The 19178-nt window shown below is 69.4% G+C and carries 17 protein-coding genes; 8 read left to right on the top strand and 9 right to left on the bottom strand.

The genetic code is table 11. From position 1 onward, the window contains the following. Nucleotides 1-3: 3 nt before the first annotated feature. Both Pth03_RS06705 and abmR read right to left on the bottom strand, forming a co-directional pair. The gene (locus tag Pth03_RS06705; RefSeq protein WP_239118806.1) at nt 4-1989 is read right to left on the bottom strand and encodes a phosphoenolpyruvate carboxykinase (GTP); all 1986 of its coding nucleotides are present in this window, start codon (nt 1987-1989) and stop codon (nt 4-6) included. Between the two features lie 280 nt (nt 1990-2269). Then, nucleotides 2270-2788 carry an ATP-binding transcription factor AbmR gene (abmR, locus tag Pth03_RS06695; protein ID WP_203943232.1) on the bottom strand — a complete coding sequence of 173 codons (519 nt, stop codon included), beginning with the start codon at nt 2786-2788 and terminating at the stop codon, nt 2270-2272. 77 nt (nt 2789-2865) lie between these two features. On the opposite strand from abmR, the gene Pth03_RS06690 reads away from it, so the two are divergent. Continuing rightward, entirely contained in the window at nt 2866-4365 is a 1500-nt protein-coding gene (locus Pth03_RS06690; RefSeq protein ID WP_203943231.1) for an MFS transporter, read from the top strand. Then, nucleotides 4343-4975: an acyl-CoA-like ligand-binding transcription factor gene (locus Pth03_RS06685; protein ID WP_239118805.1), complete on the top strand. Its 633-nt coding sequence runs from the start codon at nt 4343-4345 to the stop codon at nt 4973-4975. The genes Pth03_RS06690 and Pth03_RS06685 overlap by 23 nt, the downstream gene beginning before the upstream one ends. A gap of 18 nt (nt 4976-4993) precedes the next feature. On the opposite strand, the gene Pth03_RS06680 is transcribed toward Pth03_RS06685, so the two are convergent. The 3 genes from Pth03_RS06680 to Pth03_RS06670 all read right to left on the bottom strand — a co-directional run bounded on the left by Pth03_RS06680 (nt 4994) and on the right by Pth03_RS06670 (nt 7424). Next, nucleotides 4994-6301, bottom strand: a complete 1308-nt coding sequence (locus Pth03_RS06680; RefSeq protein ID WP_239118804.1) for a C40 family peptidase — start codon at nt 6299-6301, stop codon at nt 4994-4996. A gap of 109 nt (nt 6302-6410) precedes the next feature. After that, on the bottom strand, nt 6411-6911 hold the full coding sequence (gene greA, locus Pth03_RS06675) for a transcription elongation factor GreA (RefSeq protein WP_203943230.1): 501 nt from the start codon (nt 6909-6911) through the stop codon (nt 6411-6413). Between the two features lie 75 nt (nt 6912-6986). Then, on the bottom strand, nt 6987-7424 hold the full coding sequence (locus Pth03_RS06670; RefSeq protein WP_203943229.1) for a DUF4307 domain-containing protein: 438 nt from the start codon (nt 7422-7424) through the stop codon (nt 6987-6989). A gap of 149 nt (nt 7425-7573) precedes the next feature. Between Pth03_RS06670 and mca the strand changes: the two genes are divergently transcribed. The 3 genes from mca to Pth03_RS06655 are packed head-to-tail and all read left to right on the top strand — an operon-like array spanning nt 7574 to nt 8962. Further along, the gene (gene mca, locus Pth03_RS06665; protein WP_239118803.1) at nt 7574-8455 is read left to right on the top strand and encodes a mycothiol conjugate amidase Mca; all 882 of its coding nucleotides are present in this window, start codon (nt 7574-7576) and stop codon (nt 8453-8455) included. A gap of 10 nt (nt 8456-8465) precedes the next feature. Then, nucleotides 8466-8657, top strand: coding sequence for a hypothetical protein (locus Pth03_RS06660; protein ID WP_203943228.1), 192 nt, complete (start codon nt 8466-8468; stop codon nt 8655-8657). After that, the gene (locus tag Pth03_RS06655; RefSeq protein ID WP_203943227.1) at nt 8654-8962 is read left to right on the top strand and encodes a GNAT family N-acetyltransferase; all 309 of its coding nucleotides are present in this window, start codon (nt 8654-8656) and stop codon (nt 8960-8962) included. Before Pth03_RS06660 ends, Pth03_RS06655 begins: the two co-directional genes overlap by 4 nt. A 6-nt stretch (nt 8963-8968) precedes the next feature. On the opposite strand, the gene Pth03_RS06650 is transcribed toward Pth03_RS06655, so the two are convergent. After that, the gene (locus Pth03_RS06650; protein WP_239118802.1) at nt 8969-10117 is read right to left on the bottom strand and encodes a hypothetical protein; all 1149 of its coding nucleotides are present in this window, start codon (nt 10115-10117) and stop codon (nt 8969-8971) included. 129 nt (nt 10118-10246) lie between these two features. On the opposite strand from Pth03_RS06650, the gene Pth03_RS06645 reads away from it, so the two are divergent. Further along, on the top strand, nt 10247-12235 hold the full coding sequence (locus tag Pth03_RS06645; protein ID WP_203943226.1) for a thioredoxin domain-containing protein: 1989 nt from the start codon (nt 10247-10249) through the stop codon (nt 12233-12235). Between the two features lie 16 nt (nt 12236-12251). Here the strand turns inward: Pth03_RS06645 and Pth03_RS06640 are convergent, their stop codons facing one another. Beyond that, a complete protein-coding gene (locus Pth03_RS06640; protein ID WP_239118801.1) occupies nt 12252-14573 on the bottom strand; it encodes a transglycosylase domain-containing protein in 2322 nt (773 codons plus the stop codon). Between the two features lie 138 nt (nt 14574-14711). Beyond that, nucleotides 14712-15176: an Lrp/AsnC family transcriptional regulator gene (locus Pth03_RS06635; RefSeq protein ID WP_239118800.1), complete on the bottom strand. Its 465-nt coding sequence runs from the start codon at nt 15174-15176 to the stop codon at nt 14712-14714. Nucleotides 15177-15275: 99 nt separating this feature from the next. Here Pth03_RS06635 and hppD point away from each other — a divergent pair, with 99 nt between their 5' ends. Beyond that, nucleotides 15276-16379 (top strand): 4-hydroxyphenylpyruvate dioxygenase, encoded by a 1104-nt coding sequence (gene hppD / locus Pth03_RS06630; RefSeq protein ID WP_203943224.1) that lies wholly within the window; start codon nt 15276-15278, stop codon nt 16377-16379. Between the two features lie 94 nt (nt 16380-16473). After that, nucleotides 16474-17931, top strand: coding sequence for a M1 family metallopeptidase (locus Pth03_RS06625; protein WP_203943223.1), 1458 nt, complete (start codon nt 16474-16476; stop codon nt 17929-17931). 24 nt (nt 17932-17955) lie between these two features. Here Pth03_RS06625 and ilvA read toward each other — a convergent pair whose 3' ends face one another. Continuing rightward, nucleotides 17956-19170, bottom strand: coding sequence for a threonine ammonia-lyase (gene ilvA / locus Pth03_RS06620; protein ID WP_203943222.1), 1215 nt, complete (start codon nt 19168-19170; stop codon nt 17956-17958). Nucleotides 19171-19178 lie beyond the last annotated feature (8 nt).

The raw sequence follows: 19178 nt of genomic DNA, 5'->3' as shown, positions 1-19178 counted from the left end.
GAGTCAGGCGAGTCGCTTCACCAGCGCGTGGTATTCGTCCCACAGCTCCTTCGGCATGTGGTCGCCGAACGTCTCGAAGTGGCCCGGGATCAGCGCCGCCTCCTCGCGCCACACCTCGGGGTCGACGCTGAGCAGGAGCTCCAGATCCTGCTCGGAGAGGTCGAGGCCGTCGGTGTCTAGCCGCGCCGGCAGGTTGCCGATCGGGGACGCCACGGCGTCGGCCTCGCCGTTCAGCCGCTCGACGATCCACTTGAGCACGCGGCTGTTCTCACCGAAGCCCGGCCACACGAACCGGCCCGAGGCGTCCTTGCGGAACCAGTTGACGTAGTAGATGCGCGGCAGCTTCGCCGGGTCGGCGCTCTGGCCGATCTCGATCCAGTGCCCGAAGTAGTCGCCCATGTTGTAGCCGCAGAACGGCAGCATCGCGAAGGGGTCGCGGCGCAGTTCGCCGACCCTGCCCTCGGCCGCCGCGGTCTTCTCCGAGGCCACGTTGGCGCCGAGGAAGATCCCGTGCTGCCAGCTCAGCGACTCGGTGACGAGGGGCACGGCGGTGGCCCTGCGCCCGCCGAACAGGATGGCGGAGATCGGCACACCTGCCGGGTCCTGCCATTCGGGCGCAATCGTCGGGCACTGGGCGGCGGGCGTGGTGAAGCGGGCGTTCGGGTGCGCGGCGGGCTCGCCCGACTCGGGCGTCCACGACCGGCCCTTCCAGTCGGTGAGGTGGGCGGGCGGCTCGTCGGTGAGGCCCTCCCACCACACGTCCCCGTCGTCGGTGAGGGCGACGTTGGTGAAGATGCTGTTGCCCCAGAGAGTCGCGACCGCGTTCGCGTTCGTCGTCTCGCCGGTGCCGGGGGCGACGCCGAAGAAGCCGGCCTCCGGATTGATCGCGTACAGCCGGCCGTCCGGGCCGAAGCGCATCCAGGCGATGTCGTCGCCGATCGTCTCGACCTTCCAGCCGGGGATCGTCGGCCTCAGCATGGCGAGGTTGGTCTTGCCGCACGCGGACGGGAACGCCGCCGCCACATAGCGGGCCTCCCCCTTGGGCGGCGTGAGCTTGAGGATGAGCATGTGCTCCGCCAGCCAGCCCTCATCCCTGGCCATCACGCTGGCGATGCGCAGCGCGTAGCACTTCTTCCCCAGCAGCGCGTTGCCGCCGTACCCGGAGCCGTAGGACCAGATCTCCCTGGTCTCGGGGAAGTGGCTGATGTATTTGGTCTGGTTGCACGGCCACGGCACGTCGGCCTGGCCGGGCTCCAGCGGCGCGCCCACGGAATGCACGGCCTTGACGAAGTCGCCCTGCCCGTCGCTGTGCCTCTCGCCGCGGGCCTTGCGCGCCGCTCCGTGCTCATGGTCGCGCTTGCTCAGGCCGTCGCTGGCTCGTCCCTCGCTCCCTCCGGCCTGTCGCGCCGCTCCGTACTCATGGTCGCGCTTGCTCAGGCCCTCGCTGGCTCGTCCCTCGCTCCCTCCGGCCTGTCGCGCCGCTCCGCGCTCCTCGATCAGCCGCAGCGCCTCCGTCCCCATCCGCGTCATGATCCGCATCGACACGACGACGTACGGAGAGTCGGTGATCTCGACGCCGAGCTGGGAGATGTTCCCGCCCAACGGCCCCATGCAGAAGGGGACGACGTACATGGTCCGCCCGCGCATGCACCCGTCGAAGAGCTCCGCGAAGGTCTCGCGCATCTCGCCCGGATCGATCCAGTTGTTGGTCGGCCCCGCGTCCTCACGCCGCTCCGAGCAGATGAAGGTGCGGTCCTCGACCCGGGCGACGTCGCTGGGGTCGGAGGCGGCGTAGAAACTGTTGATCCTCTTGGCCAGCCGTTTGAACGTGCCCTGCTCGACGAGCAGGTTGGTCAGGCGCGTCCACTCGACCTCGGAGCCGTCACACCATTCGACCCGGTCGGGCTTGGTGAGTTCGGCGATCTCGCGGACCCAGGCGGCGAGCTCGGCGTGATCGGTCGGACTCGAAATCTCCACTGAAATTGACACGGGGTGGCTCCTTTTGTCGCGGGCCAAATCATCATCAGTGACGAACAGCCGCGGAAGCCAATTGGCGTAGACCATGGAGTTTCCACGCCGTTAAATTCGCGATATTCGTCTCAGACGCCACCTGGATCCACATCGTCCCAGGCAGAAGCGGCGATGATGCGTAGGGACCACCCCACGGCGGCCTCTTCCGAAGAAACGTCCCGTTTTCCTTACCCGCCTATCGCGACTTACACATTGGTATAGGCCAATCGCAGTGGTACAGACCTATCGGCGAATTGGTTCAGTCCACCAGTCCGGGGCCTTCCGAGCGCACACGGTCCACGTGGCGCAGCGCGTCCCGCAGGTCAGCGAGCCAGGTGTCGGTATGCCTGCCCACAAGCCTGACGCACCATGCCAGCGCGTCGCTGCGACTGCGCGCCACTCCCGCGGCGACGAGAGTGTCCAGAACCTGCCGCTCGCCCTGTCGGAGCCGCGTCATGACCGGAACCGACAGTGTGGTGAACATCACCGTCTCGTCGTGGATCTTGACCCCCCACGACACCTTGCGGCGGAAGCGCAGCTCCGCCTCCCGGGCGATCTCCATGCGGCGCTCGCGGGTCTCCTCGCGGAACCGCTCGACGTATCCCTCCGCCGCCGCCTCTTTCTCCAGGTCGGGCAGATCGTCGGCCACCGTGAGCGGCGGCAGCTCCCCGATGACCGTGATCTCCTCACGGTCGAGCACGATCTCGGGCCGTCCGGCGAACCACGCCTCAGGGAGGCGCCCGGCGAACCAGCCAGTGAGCTGTTGTTCTGCATCCATGTAATAAAGATTACACCCGCTTCGTGCGACGCTCCATATATTGACTGTGACTACTTTTTGAGAGCTACTATCAAAATATGGCTACTCTCACTTCACGCTGGTGGGCGCTCGGCGCCCTCGTGCTCAGCGTCCTGGTCATCGGCCTCGACGCGACCGTGCTCAACGTGGCGCTCCCCACCCTCGCCGCCGACCTCGGCGCGAGCACCGGCGACCTGCAATGGATCGTCGACGCCTACATGGTGTTGTTCGCGGCCCTGATGCTCCCCGCAGGAGCGTTCGGCGACCGGTTCGGCCGCAAGCGCCTGCTCATGGGGGGCCTCGCCGCCTTCGCCGTCGCCTCGGTCGTCGCGACCCTGACCGACGGCACGGGCACCCTGATCGCCTCGCGGGCGCTCATGGGCGCCGGTGCGGCGGTGATCATGCCGCTGTCCACGTCGATCCTGCCGGTGATCTTCCCGCCGGCGGAGCGCGGCCGGGCGGTCGCGGCCTTCACCGCGGCGATGGCCCTCGGCCTTCCCCTTGGGCCGATCTTGGGGGGCTATCTGCTCGACCACTTCTGGTGGGGATCGATCTTCCTGATCAACATCCCGGTCGCGGTCGTCGCCCTCGTGGCGGCTGCCGTCCTGGTCCCCGAGTCGCGCGACCCCTCGGCTCCCGCGCTCGACATCCCGGGCACCCTGTTGTCGGTGACCGGCCTGGCCGCCCTCGTGTACGGCGTCATCCAGGCGCCCGCGGACGGCTGGGGTGATGCCAGGGTGGTGGCCGCGCTCGCGGCGGGAGCCGTCCTCCTCGTGACGTTCGTCGTCGTGGAGACCCGCGCACGGCAGCCGATGATCGATCTCGGTCTGTTCCGCAACCGCGTCTTCCTCTGGGGCGCCATCGGCGCGACCTTCGTGAGCCTCGGAATGACGGGCCTATTGTTCGTCGCCCCGCAACATCTGCAGGCGGTGCTCGGCCACGACGCGTTCGGCACCGGAATCCGCGTGCTCCCCATGGTCGCCGGACTCATGGCGGGGGGCCTCGCCGGCGAACGCCTGCTGCGGCTCCTCGGACTGCGCACGGTCATGACCGTAGGCCTGATCGTGCTCGCCGCCGGTTTCCTGCTGGGCACGGCGACCGGCGTCGCGACGGACTACGGGTACATCGCCCTCTGGCTGGCGGTCGTCGGCGCAGGCGTCGGGCTCGCGATGGTCCCCGCCATGGACGGCGTGCTCGCCGTGTTGCCGGAGGAGCGCTCGGGCTCTGGGTCCGCGACGTTGCAGACCATGCGCCAGGTCGGCGGAACGCTGGGGGTGGCGGCTCTCGGCAGCCTCCTGTCGGCGGCCTACGTGAACGGCCTGCCCGACGGCGCCCCCGAGATGGCAAAGGACTCGATCTCCGGCGCGCTGGCAGTCGGCGACGGAAGCCTCGCCCAAACCGCCATGGAGTCCTTCGTCGGCGGGATGGACCAGGTCCTGCTCGCCTGCGGACTCGCCGCCCTGGTGGCCGCGATCCTCATGGCGATCTTCCTGCCGGGCCGTACGGCGAGGCCTGCGGGGACGGCACAATCGGAGCATGAGCTCACCGTCCAGCACTGACCGGCACCTGCACTCTCCAGAGCGCCCGGCGATGAGCCTGAGAGAGCGGAAGAAGGCCAAGACGCGGCGGACCATCCAGGAGCAGGCACTGCGCCTGATCGCCGCCCAGGGATACGAGGCCACGACGGTCGAGCAGATCGCCGAGGCGTCGGAGGTCTCCCCCAGCACCTTCTTCCGCTACTTCCCGACCAAGGAAGATGTGATCATCCAGGACGACTACGACCCGATGCTCGAGGCCGCGCTGCGGCGTCAGCCGCCCGGCCCCGCGCCCCTGACGGCCATCCGCAACGCCTTCCGCGCCGCTTTCACCGAGATCTCCGACGAGGAACTGGCCCAGATCTTCGTGCGCACCAAGCTGACCCTCAGCGTCCCCGCGCTGCGCGTGCGGACCGTCGAGGGCATGTTCGCGACGATCGACCTGCTCACGCGCGCCGTCGCCGAGCGCACCGGCCGCGACCCGCGCGGCTTCGCCGTACAGGTCCTGGTGGGGGCCGTGATCGGAGCGGTGCTGCCCTGCATCAAGGTCTGGGTCGAGCATGACGGCGCCCGGCCACTCCCCGAACTGGTGGACGAGGCGCTCGGCTTCCTCGAAGCCGGCCTGCCCGTCTGACCGGCCGGGCCGAGGGGCTCAGCGCACGCGCGCGGCGGCCGCCGGGCTGACCCGCACGACGCCCGCGAGATTCTTCGTGTAGACCGCCTGGAACTTCACGACGTCCCCGGTGTGGGGCGCGACCAGCATCCTCCCGCCGCCCACGTAGATCGCCACGTGGGAGATGTAGCCGGGATTGGTGGGGTCGTTGCGCCAGAAGATCAGATCGCCCGGCCGTGCCTGCGACAGCGGGATCTGCGGTCCGGTCGCCCACTGCTGTGCGGCGACCCTCGGCATGCGCACGCCCGCCTGGCCGAAGGCCCACTGCACGAGCCCCGAGCAGTCGAAGCTGTCCGGCCCCTCCGCCCCCCACACGTACGGCCGGCCCAGCTTGCTCTGCGCGGCCTGCAACGCGACCTGGATCTGGTCGGCCGACATGAACGCGGTGACCGGCCATGCCGTACGGCCCTTGCCTTGCACGAGAACCGGATTGATCGTCGCGACCTGGCTGCCCTTGGGCAGGGACTTCAGCAGCTTCGCCCGCAACGTCCGGGAGTCGGTCCTGGGTGCGCTGACGACCAGAGCGTTGCCCTGGGGGATGCCGAGAGCCCTCGCCGTCTGCTTGGACACCACAGCGGAGATGGACCCCATGCCGACGGTCGCGTAGGCGCCGACCCGGAGCGCACGCCCGCCGCTGTCAAGGGAGGAGCCCAGTTTCACGCCGCCGTCCTTGCCGAGCTCGAACGAGACGGCCACGTCACCCGCCTCGATGTTGCGCCACAAGGCGTCCGACTTGGCGGTCGGCGACGGCGCGTACGGCCGGAACGTCGAGGGATCGACCCCCAGCGTCTGCACCCGCTTGCCGTCCATCCGCACCTCGGCAGCGTCGACCAACTCGGTGCCGGTCACGCCTTTCTGCCTGCGGACCTTGGCCACGTCCTCTGCGGACAGGGGGTGGGGGGCGACCACGAACAGGTGCGGGGAGATCAGCTTCTTGAGCGGGGCCACCGGCGTCGGAGGCGCCGCGGGCTCCGAGGCGGCCACGAAACCGCCGGGATCGCGGGGCGGCTGGGGCGGCGGCTGCTGCTGGAGCGGCTCCCGGAAGGCCGCCTTGTCCTGCGCGACGGCGACCGGCTCGGACGCGTTCATCGTGGTCATGACCAGCACATCGGCGACGAGCACCGTGACGATCAGCGCGGAGACGACGGGGACGGTCTTGCGGGGGTTCCAGGAGAGCGGCCGGGGGAAGTGCCGCCGGGAGATTCGGGGGCTGTGGGCGAGGTCCTGGCGGACCTCGGCTAAAAACCCGGATAAAAGCCTGGTGAGGCGCGCTCGCTCATCGAGCACGATCTCACCCCTTTCGGCAGCCAACGCCCGGACCACCCCCGAGCCTGCCCTATGACCGGGAATCTCGCAATCTTTGGCGAGACTCCCGGCGATCGGGGTGAGATACGCCCTAGTTGCCGATGTACGGCACGGCCTCGAGGATTTCCACGGTGTTCTGCCGGCCGTTGGGCAGCGTATACGTGGCCTTGTCGCCGATTTTCTTGCCGTTGATGGCGGCTCCGAGCGGGGACTTCGGCGAGTAGACGTCGATCGGCGCGCCGCTCTCCTCTCGGGAGGCGAGCAGGAAGGTGACCTCTTCGTCGTCGCCGCCGAAGCGGACCGTCACCGTCATCCCGGGGCCGACGACGCCTTCGGCGCGGGGAGCCTCGCCGACCTTCGCGCTGTCGAGGATCTGGCGGAGGTGGAAGATGCGGGCCTCCATCTTGCCCTGCTCGTCCTTGGCGGCGTGGTAGCCGCCGTTCTCCTTGAGGTCGCCTTCTTCCCGCGCAGCTTCGATCTTCTTGGCGATGTCGGTGCGACCCGGGCCAGAAAGGTACTCGTACTCCTCCTTGAGGCGGTCGTACGCCTCCTGCGTCAGCCAGGTGACGTTCTCGTTCTGGGAGACGGCCACGAGTTCTCCTTGTTCCTGTAAGTGACTCGGAAGGCTAGGACGTTAACGCCTTCGAACGCTTTCCCAAAGAATCCACTATACGAGATTGCAGTACTGAACGCTGACCGCCGTGGCCTGCGACGTCGTCTTCAGCGTCTCCTTGAATGCAACGTCCGCCTTGCCGCTCGGAACGTCGACTTCGCGACTGCCGACCTCCAGATGATCGGTGTCCACGGCCTGCAGGCGGCACGTCGCGGCCCGGTCGGCGGGCTTGTGCACCGAGAAGGTGATCTTCGCGACGGTCGGCTCGCTCACGTCGAAGGTGATGACTTCGCCGCTCACCTGCGGATTCCCCTTGAACGCGACCATGACGTATCCCCAGCCGCCCGCCACCAGGGCCACGACGAGGCCCACGACGATGTACATCACGAACCGGCTGCGGCCGTTGGGGCGCGGCGTGAACTCGTCCGGCGTGCCGAGGATCGGACGGGGTCCCGGGCCGGCCGGGGCGCCGTCGGCCTCGTTGCTGGACATGACGGAATCTCCCTGGGGTCTGTCGGCGTTGTGCGAGTCAATTGTTCCCTCAGAGCCGGTCGGGGTCGCGGGCGGGCGGGCGAATCCGAAGCACACGGCTGATTAGAAGCTAACCTCTCTTGGGAGCACAGGACACCTAGAGGAGAACCGTGAGTGCACCGCTGAGGCTGATGGCCGTTCACGCGCACCCGGACGACGAGTCCAGCAAGGGCGCGGCCACGATGGCTCGCTACGTCGCCGAGGGCGTCGAGGTCCTCGTGATCACGTGCACGGGCGGCGAGCGGGGCTCCATCCTCAACCCGAAGATGGAACGCCCCGAGATCCTGGAGAACATCGGCGAGGTGCGCCGCGAGGAGATGGCCAAGGCGCGCGAGATCCTCGGCGTCGACCAGCGTTTCCTCGGGTTCGTCGACTCCGGGCTCCCCGAGGACGAGAACGAGCCCCTTCCCGAGGGTTGCTTCGCCCTTCAGCCCCTCGACGTGGCGTCCCGCCCGCTGGTGGCCGCGATCCGCGAGTTCCAGCCTCACGTGATCTTGACGTACGACGACAACGGCGGCTATCCGCACCCCGACCACATCATGACGAACCGGGTGTCGGTGGAGGCGTTCGAGGCGGCGGGCGACCCGGACCGCTACGTGGGCACCGGAGAGCCCTGGCAGCCCTTGAAGCTCTACTACCACATGGGTTTCTCCAAGGAGCGTTTCGAGGCCCTCCACGCGGCCATGACCGAGCGCGGCATGGGCTCGCCGTACAGCGACTGGATCGCCCGCTGGGAGGACAGGCCGCAGAAGTGGGAGGTCACCACCCGGGTGCCGTGCGCGGACTACTTCGAGACGCGCGACCGCGCCCTCATGGCGCACGCCACGCAGGTGGACCCCGACGGCTTCTGGTTCGTGTGCCCGCTGGAGATCCAGCAGGAGATCTGGCCCACCGAGGACTACCACCTGGCCCGGTCCCTCGTGGACACCACGCTGCCCGAAGACGACCTGTTCACGGGGATCCACGCGGGGGTCTCACCCGCCTGCTCGTAAGCTGAGTTCCGTGAACGTCACACCCGACTACAGCAACATCGGTCCGGGGATCCTCGCCTTCGCCGTCGTCGCCGCCATCGGCCTCGCGCTGTTCTTCCTGATCAAGTCCATGAACAGGCAGTTCGCCAAGGTCCGTGCGCAGGACGAGCACGGTGAGAAGCAGGAGACCCGCGAGAGCGCCAAGAACGGAGCCGAAGAGTGACCGAGGTCGTGGACAACACCGAGGCCGCACGCTACGAGATCCGGGTCGACGGCGAACTCGCCGGCATCGCGCAGTACCGCCTGCGGCCCGGAAAGATCGTCTTCACCCACACCGTGATCCACGACGAGTTCGAAGGCAAGGGTCTGGGAAGCAAACTCGTCTCCACCGCCCTCGACCGGGCCCGCGCCGCGGGTCTGAAGGTCGTCCCCCTGTGCCCCTTCGTGGCGGGTTACATCGAGCGGCACCCCGAATACCGCGACCTCGTCGACGAGAACTACCTCGAGAGCGTCGACGCCGCGGACTGACCCGGCCTACTCGCCCGACCAGGCCCGCTCGAGCGCCTTGGGCAGGCCCCACCAGCCCAGCGGCGTGAACACCTCGGCCTTGTCCACGATGCCGAGGTGCGCCCACAGCGGCGTCACCGCCGTGAACAACATCTCGGTCGCCTCCAGGTCCTCGGGCTCGTCCGGCTCCACGTCGATGTCCTCGGAATCGGCGATGAACCGGGCGATCCGCTCAGGCGAGGCGAGCACTCCCGGGCCGTAGCGGGCCAGCGTGATCACCACGGCCAGCCAGTCCGCGTGATGGATCGCGCACAGGGAGGCCAGGATCGAGTCCTCGTGGCTCAGCTCTCCCTCCATGTCGAAGAAGCGGGCCGCGTCCTCTTCGTCGGGCAGATCCGAGATCGGCGCCACGATGCCGGCCGCCACGGTGAGCCACAGATCCTCGTCGCGCTCGGGGAGCACGCCGTCGTCGAGCCCCGCGCACGCCCGCAGGATGTTGCCCGGATAGCCCTGCTGGGTCAGCGTCACCCGGAGCCGCCCGGCGGCCGAGCGCAGATCGTCGGCGGGCAGCGGCGGCTCGGGCAGGTCGTCGAGCACCCGGCGCAGCTCGCTGAGCGCGAACGCCTCCTCCTCGTCCCAGGCCGCGTACAGTTCCTGGTCCTGCTCGTCGCTGACCACGACATTGGGCACCCGCCCGTCCGGCAGCGGCGTCGACAACCAGTGCTCCTGGAGGTCCTCGTAGGAGCGGCGGGCGCCGACGTCACCGGCGGCCAGCGCGTCGGCGTCGATCTCGCCGGTGGCCGCCTTCTCCTCCAGGAACTCCACCATGCGCTCGTACATCTCGGTGGCCACCGGACCGCGCTCGTTCTCCTCAGGCCACACGAAGTAACTGCGGGTGAGCAGGATCGGCTCGGTCCCCGTGGCCTCCAGCCAGCGCTGGACGTCGCCCACCGTGGCCGCCCCGGACTCGATCTGGGACAGGATGGCCCTGGCCGAGTCCCAGAACACGGCCGACAGCGGATTGCCCGCCGCCAGCAGCTCCCGGCGCAGGTCGGACAGGGAGACCAGCGCCTGCCCCGATGGGACGGCCAGCAGCACGCGCGCCACGTCGCGCCGCGTCAGCGCCGCAGCCTGCCGCCCCGAATGCCTGACCGCGAAGTCCAGATCCAAGCTCACGCCCCGTGAGCCTACGCTGCACCGGGCCGGAACACATCCCCGCCGCGTTCCCCGCCGTGCCTTGCCCTCGTAACGGAATGATCAGCTCATTGTTTGCCGGTCTCGGGAGCGTCACGGCAGACTGGGAAGGTGAACCGGCTGAAGGACGCGACGAGCCCCTACCTGCTGCAGCACGCCGGCAACCCGGTCGACTGGTTCGCCTGGGGAGACGAGGCGTTCGAGGCCGCCCGCGAGCGTGACGTGCCGCTGCTGATCAGCGTCGGATACTCCGCGTGTCACTGGTGCCACGTCATGGCGCACGAGTCGTTCGAGGATCCCGCGACGGCCGCGCTCATGAACGAGCTGTTCGTCAACGTCAAGGTGGACCGCGAGGAACGGCCGGACGTGGACGCGGTCTACATGGGCGCCACCCAGGCCATGACCGGGCAGGGCGGCTGGCCCATGACCGTCTTCGCCACCCCCGACGGGCATCCGTTCTACGCGGGGACCTATTTCCCCCGCGCCCGGTTCCAGCAGCTCCTGCAGGGGATCGCCCAGGCGTGGCGCGAGGACAGGCAGGCGGTCGTCGCCCAGGGGTCCACCGTCGTCGGCGCGCTCAACGAGCGGGCCGGGCTGCCGACCGGGCCGCTCCCCGGGGCGCCGGTGCTGGAGGCGGCGGTCCGCAACCTCGCCGAGAGCTTCGACCCGCGCAGGGGCGGTTTCGGCGGCGCCCCCAAGTTCCCTCCGTCGATGGTCCTGGAGTTCCTGCTCAGGCACGGTACGGCCGACGCCCTCGCCATGGCCGGCAAGACCATGGAGGCCATGGCGCGCGGGGGCATGTACGACCAGATCGGCGGGGGATTCGCGCGCTACTCGGTGGACGCGGACTGGGTGATCCCCCACTTCGAGAAGATGCTCTATGACAACGCGCTGCTGCTGCGGGTCTACACCCATTGGTGGCGGTCCACGGGCTCGATGCTCGCCCGGCGGGTCGCCCTCGAGACCGCCGACTGGCTGCTGCGTGAGATGCGCACCCCCGAAGGCGGTTTCGCCTCCGCCCTGGACGCCGACAGCGAGGGCCCCGACGGGTCCCACGGCGAGGGCCTGTTCTACGTGTGGACGCCCGAGCAGCTTCGTGACGTGCTCGGCGAGAAGGACGGCGACTGGGCGGCCGAGATCTTCGAGGTGACCGGGACGTTCGAGCACGGCACCTCGGTGCTCCAACTGCTCGCCGACCCCGACGCCGCCGCCCGGTTCGACCAGGTCCGTACGGCACTGCTCACGGCACGGGAACTGCGGCCACGGCCGGGGCGCGACGACAAGGTGGTCGCCTCCTGGAACGGCCTGGCGATCGCGGCCCTGGCGGAGGCGGGCGCCCTGTTCGGCCGGCCCGACCTGATCGAGGCCGCCGAGACGGCCGCCGGGCTGCTCGACGACCTGCACACCACCGATGAGGCCGGCCAGGCCCGCCTGCTGCGCACGTCGAAGGACGGGCGGGCGGGTGCCAACGCGGGCGTGCTGGAGGACTACGCGAACGTCGCAGAAGGCTTCATCGCGCTCTACGGCGTGACCGGCCGCACGCGGTGGTTCCAACGGGCCGAGGCGCTGCTGGAGACCGTGCTCGCGCGGTTCCCCGACGGCTCCGGCGGTTTCTTCGACTCTCCCGACGACGGGGAGCGGCTGTTCCAGCGGCCGCAGGACCCCACCGACAACGCCACCCCGTCGGGCCAGTTCGCCGCCGCCAGCGCGCTGCTGTCGTACGCCGCGCTCACCGGGTCGGCCCGGCACCGGGAGGCCGCGGAGGCGGCGCTCGGTGCGGTGTCCGTGCTGGCCGGGCAGTACGCGAGGTTCGCCGGATGGGGTCTCGCGGTCGCGCAGGGCGCCCTCGAAGGCCCGGTCGAGGTCGCGATCATCGGGCCCGCGGACGATCCGCGCACCCAGGCGCTGCACCGGGCCGCGCTCATGTCGGGCGCTCCCGGTCTCGTCATCGCGGTCGGCCAGGAAGGGTCGGCGGACGTCCCCCTGCTCGAAGGGCGGGGCATGGTCGGCGGGGAGCCCGCGGCCTACGTGTGCCGCCGTTTCGCCTGCCGCGCCCCCGTCACCACCCCGAAGGAACTGCGCGAAGAGCTCGCGGCGTAGGGCCTGGCGTCTGGGCTCAGGGGAGGCCGGGAGGGAGCTCCTGTCCCGGCTGCTGGTCCGGGCCGGGTTGCCGCCCTTGCTGCTGACCGGGTTGCCATTCGGGTTCCCCGTCGGGTCCCTGGCCGGGTTCCTGATCGGGGAGCACGTCGCCCGGATCGTCTCCGGGCACGCCTTCGTCCTCCCCGTCGGGCGGGCCCAGGAGGTCGCCGGGAGTGGCCGGCCCCTCCACGCCCCCCTTCGACGGGCTCGGGGCCTGGGTGAGGTCGTCGCCGGACGGCCGCGACGGTGAAGGCGACGCGCTCGCGCCGTACCCGTCCCAGTAGTAGTAGGGGTCCCAGGAGACGGGGTCGGGGAACTGCTTGACCGGCTTGCCCTCCATCGCCGCGCTCACGAAGTACCTCCACACGGCGGCGGGCAGCGTGCCTCCGTACAGCGCGCCGTACCCGGGCACGGTCACGGGCTTGTTGTCGTCGCGGAACATGTCCACGGCCACGGCCAGCTGGGGCACATACCCCGAGAACCACACGGCGGCCGACTCGTCGGTGGTGCCCGTCTTGCCCGCGGCCGGGCGGTCGTAGAGGCGGGCGGAGGTGCCGGTGCCGCTCTGGACGACCTGCTCCATCGCGTAGGTGGCGTCGGCGGCCGTGGCCTCGGTGAAGGCCCGCACCCCGCTCACCGTGTTGTTCCTGGCCGCCCCGTTGGCGTCGGTGACCGAGCGGATCACGTGGGCCTGGCGGTGGATGCCCTTCGCCGCGAACGTGGCGAACCCCGACGCCTGCTGCACGGCGCTGACCGACGAGGTGCCGAGCGGGAACGTCGGGAAGTCCTTCTGCTTGGCGAGCTGGTCGGCCGGGATTCCCGCCGCCTCGGCCGCCGCCGCGACCTTGTCCAGGCCGATCATCTGCCCGAGGTCGACGAACGCGGTGTTCACCGAATTGCGGGTGGCCTGGATCAGGTTGATGGCCGAGCCGTACGAGGTGTTCCCGGAGTTGGGGATCTCAGCGCTGCCGACCTGCAGCGGCGAGTTGCCGTAGACCCTGGTGCCGAGCCCGTAACCCGCCTGCAGCGCGGCGGCCAGCGCGTACGGCTTGAAGCTGGAGCCCGCCTGCACCCGGGCGGAGAACGCGTTGTCGTACTGCGTGGTCGCGTAGTCGCCGCCGTAGAAGGCGACCACCTCTCCGGTGGCGGGGTCGACGGCGGCCAGGCCGGTGCGCACGCTCTTGGGCGTGCCGCTGGGCAGGACCTCCTTCACGGCCTGCTGGGCCAGGCTCATGAGCTTCTTGTCGAACGTCGTGGTGATCTTCAGGCCGCCCTGGTTGATGTCCTCGTTGGTGTAGCCGAGGCGGTTCAGCTCCGCCTGCACCTGGGCGAGCATGTAACCGTTCTGCCCGCCGAGCGAGAACGGCGCCTTCTGTTCGGCCAGCTTGGGGAACTGCTGTGCGGCGGCCAGGCCCGAGCTCATCGCGTGCGTGTCGACCATGCCGTCGATCACCGCCTGCCAGCGGGCCCGGGCGGCCTCGAGATCGGCGCCCTCGGGATCGGCGAAGCGGCTGGGCTGCTGGATGACCGCCGCCAGGTAGGCCCCCTGGGCCGGCGTCAGGCCGCCCACGTCCTTGGCGAAGTAGGCCTGGGAGGCGGCCTGGATGCCGTAGGCGCCCCTGCCGAAATAGATCGTGTTGAGGTACTGCTCCAGCACCCAGTCCTTGGGCTTCGAGCGATCCACCTTGAGGGCGATCATGATCTCTTTGAGTTTGCGCCCGATGGAGCGTTCCTGGCCGAGGCCGCTGTAGTAGTTACGCACCATCTGCTGGGTGATCGTGGAGCCGCCCTGGAGCTGGTTCCCGGTGATCGTCGACCACATCGCGCGGGCGGTGCCGGAGAACGAGACCCCGTCGTCCTGGTAGAACGTGCGGTTCTCCGCGGCGATCACGGCGTCTCGCACGATCTTCGGCACCGAGCCGAGCGGCACGACCTTACGGTTGACGCCCTTCGTCGCGAGCACGGTCTTGCCGTCGCGGTAGTAGATCACCGAGCCCTGGGCCGTGGCGAGTTCCTGGGTGGTCCCGGGGATGGGGGTGATGAACCACAACACGCCGACGGCCGCGAACACCGCGACGACGAAGCCCGCGAGGGTGAGCAGGACGATTCGCAGCGGCCGCCGTCTCTTCCGCGGGCGCCCGGCCTTGCCCGCGTCTGCGGGAGGCGGGGACGCGAATCGGGCGAGCGGTACGGTCTCGTCGAGCGGCGAGGTGTCCTCGAACCGCTCCCGACCCCCGGCTCCCCCTGTCGTGTCGGCATCGGTACGGGCGTCAGGATCCCGTTCATCGCCGCCGTGCACGCGTTACCCCCAAAACATGCCATTACGCCCCTGAGCTGGGCGGATGGATCCACGGTAAACGATGGATAACAATGCTTGGCCCGGTCCCATACTGGCGCACGGCCCGGCGTCACCGCCCGGGATTCCGGGTCTTCCGGGCTATGTTCCGGCGGCCTTCACGAGCGGCAGGGTGCGATAAGGGACAGGTGTGTCGAGGGCGATGACCGACGAGGTCCGTACGACACCCTCCACGTCGACGATGAGGTCGATGACCCGCTGAAGATCGGCGTTGCTGCGTGCGACGACCCGGCACAGCATGTCCCCGCCGCCGGTGATGGTGTGCACCTCCAGCACCTCCGGCACGAGCGCCAGCCGGTCCGCGACCGGAACATGCCCGCTGACCTGCCGGATCTGCAGCGTCACGAACGCCGTGACGTCGAAGCCGAGCGCGGCCGGGTCGATCTGCGGTCCGTGGCCGGTGATCACGCCCTTGGCCGCCAGCCGGTCGAGCCTGGCCTGGATGGTGCCCCGCGCGGCATTGAGCCGGCGGGAGCATTCGAGCACCCCGATCCGGGGCTCTTCCTCCAATAACGCAATAAGACGGGCATCCAGCTGATCAATCATCACAACGTTTACCTCCATACGGGGTTAGCAATTGAGCAGATTGTCCATCAATACAGCTCACCCTTGCACAATTTGGCTACCCCATCGGACAGTGGACTCATGAGTGACAACTTTCCTGTGAACGGCATGGACGCGGTGGTCTTCGCCGTAGGCAACGCGAAGCAGGCCGCGCACTACTACTCGACCGCCTTCGGCATGCGTCTCGTGGCCTATCGGGGCCCGGAGACGGGCAGCCCCGACGAGGTGGCGTACGTCCTGGTCTCCGGTTCCGCGCGGTTCGAGCTGCGCGGGTCCGTACGGCCGGACACGGCGCTCGCCAAGCACGTGGCCGACCACGGTGACGGCGTCATCGACCTCGCGATCGAGGTTCCCGACGCGGAGGCGGCCTACCGGCACGCCCTCGAGCGGGGGGCCACCGGCCTTGTGGAGCCGCACGTCGTGGAGGACGACCACGGCAAGGTCACGATCTCGGCGATCGCCACGTACGGCGAGACCCGGCACACCTTCGTCGACCGGTCCACCTACGAGGGCGTCTACCTGCCCGGTTACGTCCCCGCCCAGCCGATCGTCGACGCTCCGGACGCGAAGCACGGCCGCGTGTTCCAGGCGATCGACCACTGCGTGGGCAACGTCGAGCGCATGGACGAGTGGGTCGACTTCTACGAGCGGATCATGGGCTTCACCAAGATGGCCGAGTTCATCGGCGACGACATCGCGACCGAATACTCGGCGCTGATGTCGAAGGTGGTCGCCGACGGCACCCGGAAGGTCAAGTTCCCGCTCAACGAGCCCGCGGAGGGCAAGAAGAAGTCGCAGATCGAGGAGTACCTCGAGTTCTACGGCGGGGCCGGCGTGCAGCACATCGCCCTGGCGACCAACGACATCGTGGCGACCGTGGACCACATGCGGAAGTCCGGGGTGGAGTTCCTGGCCACGCCCGACTCCTACTACGACGACCCGGAGCTGCGGGAGCGGATCGGCACGGTACGCGTGCCGGTCGAGGAGCTCAAGAAGCGCAGCATCCTGGTCGACAGGGACGAGGACGGCTACCTGCTGCAGATCTTCACCAAGCCGGTCGTCGACCGTCCCACGGTGTTCTTCGAGCTGATCGAGCGGCACGGCTCGCTCGGGTTCGGCAAGGGCAACTTCAAGGCGCTGTTCGAGGCGATCGAGCGCGAGCAGGCCCTGCGCGGCACCCTGTAGCCGCCTGACGCCACGCGGTAGCGGGCGGCGGGGTGCAACGCCGGATCGTCGGTGCCTGACCTGGGAACCCACCTCACGTAAGGTGGCTCGACATATGGCTGCTCATCGTTCGACGACTCCGCCGCGCCACCCCGCCCGCTCCCGCACGATCGTGCGACCGCTGTCGCTGGGCGTCGCGTTGTCCCTGGTAACGGCCGGGATTTCCGTGGCGTGCTCGCCGTCCGAAGGCGCGGTGCGGGGCGCATCGTCGGCCGGCGCTCCCGGCATCGGCGATGCCGACTTCCCCGAGGACGGCAACGGCGGCTACGACGTCGAGCACTACACGCTCAAGCTGTCCTACGACCCCGCCACCAAGCGCCTGGTGGGCAGCGCCACCGTGCAGGCTGAAGCCGTACAGGACCTGACCGCCTTCCACCTCGACCTGCACGGGCTCACGGTGAGCCGGGTGACCGTCGGCGGCGCCGAGGCCGGATTCGGCAGGCAGGGCGACGAGCTGACCGTCACCCCCGCGACGCCGATCACCGACGGCGCCCGGTTCGACGTCACGGTTCACTACTCCGGGGTGCCCGACCCGATCCGCAACTACGCCAACCTCGGCACCTACGGATTCATCGCGACCGCGGACGGCTCGTTCGTGACCTGCGAGCCCAACGGCGCCAAGACGTGGTTCCCGTCGAACGACCACCCGGCCGACAAGGCGACCTACACCTTCGAGATCACCGTGCCTGCGGGCGTCACCGCCATCGCCAACGGCGAGCAGGCCGGCCCACCCGTCACCAGCGGCGCCACCACCAAGTTCGTCTGGCGGGAGAAGCACCCCATGGCGTCCTACCTGGCGACGATGATGACCGGGAAGTTCGACGTGCGCACCGGGACCAGCCCGGCCGGCATCCCGATCTACGCGGCCGTCGACCCCGCGTTCCGGAGCACGCTGGACAGCCTCTACACCGAGTCCGGAAGGATCACCGACTACTGGGCCGGCGTCTTCGGCCCCTACCCGTTCTCCTCGACGGGCGCCGTGCTCGACGACTATTCCGCCGGGTATGCGCTGGAGAACCAGACCAAGCCCATCTACGGGGGGTTCTCCCCCACCACCGGGATCATGGCGCACGAGCTTGCCCACCAGTGGTTCGGCAACAGCGTGAGCATCACGCGCTGGAAGGACCTGTGGCTGAACGAGGGGTTCGCCACGTACGCCGAATGGTTGTGGTCGGAGCACGACGGCAAGGCGAGCGCCGACTCAGTCTTCCGCGCCTACTACGAGAAGGCGCTCGACCCGATGTGGAGCTACCCGCCGGGCCGGGCCCAGCGGGCCGACCTGTTCAACAACTCGGTCTACACCCGGGGCGCCATGACGCTGCACGCGCTGCGCAGGGAGATCGGCGACCCGCTCTTCTTCGCCCTGATCAAGAAGTGGGCGAGCACCCACCGGTACGGCAACGCCACCACCGAGCAGTTCATCGCCATGGCCCAGCAGGTATCGGCCAGGAACCTCACCGCCTTCTTCGACGGCTGGCTGTTCCGCACCGGCCGGCCGGCCGCCACCATCTGAGGCGGGCCGGCCTGGCCGTACGGATCAGGAGAAGATCAGCTTGTGGCCGTCGCGCCGCAACGCGCCGAGCACCTCGTCGCAGTGTGCGGGGCCCCTGGTCTCCAGCTGCAGCAGGACCTCCACCTCGTCCAGGTGAAGCCGGGCGCCCATACGTTCGTGCACCACGTCGAGGACGTTGACCCCGAGGTCGGCGAGCCTGCCCAGCAGCGCGGCGAGCGCGCCCGGCCGGTCGGTCAGCCTGATGCGGAAGGCGAGATAGCGCCCCGCGGCGGCCAGGCCGTGCCTGAGCACCCTGGCGAGGAGCAGCGGGTCGATGTTGCCCCCGGACAGCACCACGACCACCGGCGGCTCGAAGGCGTGCGGCTGGTCGAGCAGGGCCGCTACTCCGGCGACGCCCGCGGGCTCCACGACGAGCTTCGAGCGCTCCAGGCACAGCAGCAACGCCCGTGACAACGACTCCTCGGAGACCGTGACCACGCTGTCGACCAGATAGTGGATCAGCTCGAACGGCAGCTCGCCCGGCCGCCCGACGGCGATGCCGTCGGCCATCGTGGACATCGGCTCCACCATGACCGGATGCCCGGCCGCGAGCGACTCCGGGTAGGCGGCGGCCCGCTCGGCCTGGACGCCCACCACCTTGATGCCCGGCCGCTGCGACTTCACGGCCAGCGCGACGCCGGCGGCGAGGCCGCCGCCTCCGATGGGCAGCACGATCGTCGCCGTCTCGGGCAACTGCTCGAGGATCTCCAGGCCGACAGTTCCCTGGCCGGCGACCACGTCGGGGTGGTCGAACGGATGGATGAACACGGCGCCGGTCTTGTCCGCGTGTTCCCGGGCGGCCTGCAGCGCCATGTCGACCATGTGCCCGGAGAAGACCACGTCGGCGCCGTACGCCCGGGTGGCCTCGACCTTGGGCAGGGGCGCGCCCTCCGGCATGTAGACGGTCGCCTTGGCACCGAGCAGGCCGGAGCCGAGGGCCACGCCCTGGGCGTGGTTGCCCGCGCTGGCCGCGACGACCCCGCGCGCCCGCTCCTCGTCGGTCAGGCGGGCGATGCGCACGTAGGCCCCGCGGACCTTGAACGACCCGGCCCGCTGGAGGTTCTCGCACTTGAGATAGACCGGGCCGCCCACCGTCTCCGACAACACGCGCGAATGCACCACCGGCGTGTGCGCGATCACGCCGTCGAGGACCTCGCGTGCGGCAACGACGTCGTCGTACGTCACCTGTGGGACGGTCATGCCGCCCA

The sequence above is a fragment of the Planotetraspora thailandica genome, from assembly GCF_016863335.1.
Taxonomy (GTDB): domain Bacteria; phylum Actinomycetota; class Actinomycetes; order Streptosporangiales; family Streptosporangiaceae; genus Planotetraspora; species Planotetraspora thailandica.
The sequence above is the reverse complement of the archived record's forward strand: the minus strand, read 5'-3'. Positions and strand labels throughout refer to the sequence as shown.

Bases quoted from the DNA above. Each gene is read 5' to 3' on its own strand.
- ilvA (WP_203943222.1), bottom strand. From the start codon at position 19,170: ATGACCGTCCCACAGGTGACGTACGACGACGTCGTTGCCGCACGCGAG.
- abmR (WP_203943232.1), bottom strand. From the start codon at position 2,788: ATGGATGCAGAACAACAGCTCACTGGCTGGTTCGCCGGGCGCCTCCCT.
- Pth03_RS06690 (WP_203943231.1), top strand. From the start codon at position 2,866: ATGGCTACTCTCACTTCACGCTGGTGGGCGCTCGGCGCCCTCGTGCTC.
- Pth03_RS06635 (WP_239118800.1), bottom strand. From the start codon at position 15,176: ATGATTGATCAGCTGGATGCCCGTCTTATTGCGTTATTGGAGGAAGAG.
- Pth03_RS06625 (WP_203943223.1), top strand. From the start codon at position 16,474: ATGGCTGCTCATCGTTCGACGACTCCGCCGCGCCACCCCGCCCGCTCC.
- Pth03_RS06670 (WP_203943229.1), bottom strand. From the start codon at position 7,424: ATGTCCAGCAACGAGGCCGACGGCGCCCCGGCCGGCCCGGGACCCCGT.
- hppD (WP_203943224.1), top strand. From the start codon at position 15,276: ATGAGTGACAACTTTCCTGTGAACGGCATGGACGCGGTGGTCTTCGCC.
- Pth03_RS06685 (WP_239118805.1), top strand. From the start codon at position 4,343: ATGAGCTCACCGTCCAGCACTGACCGGCACCTGCACTCTCCAGAGCGC.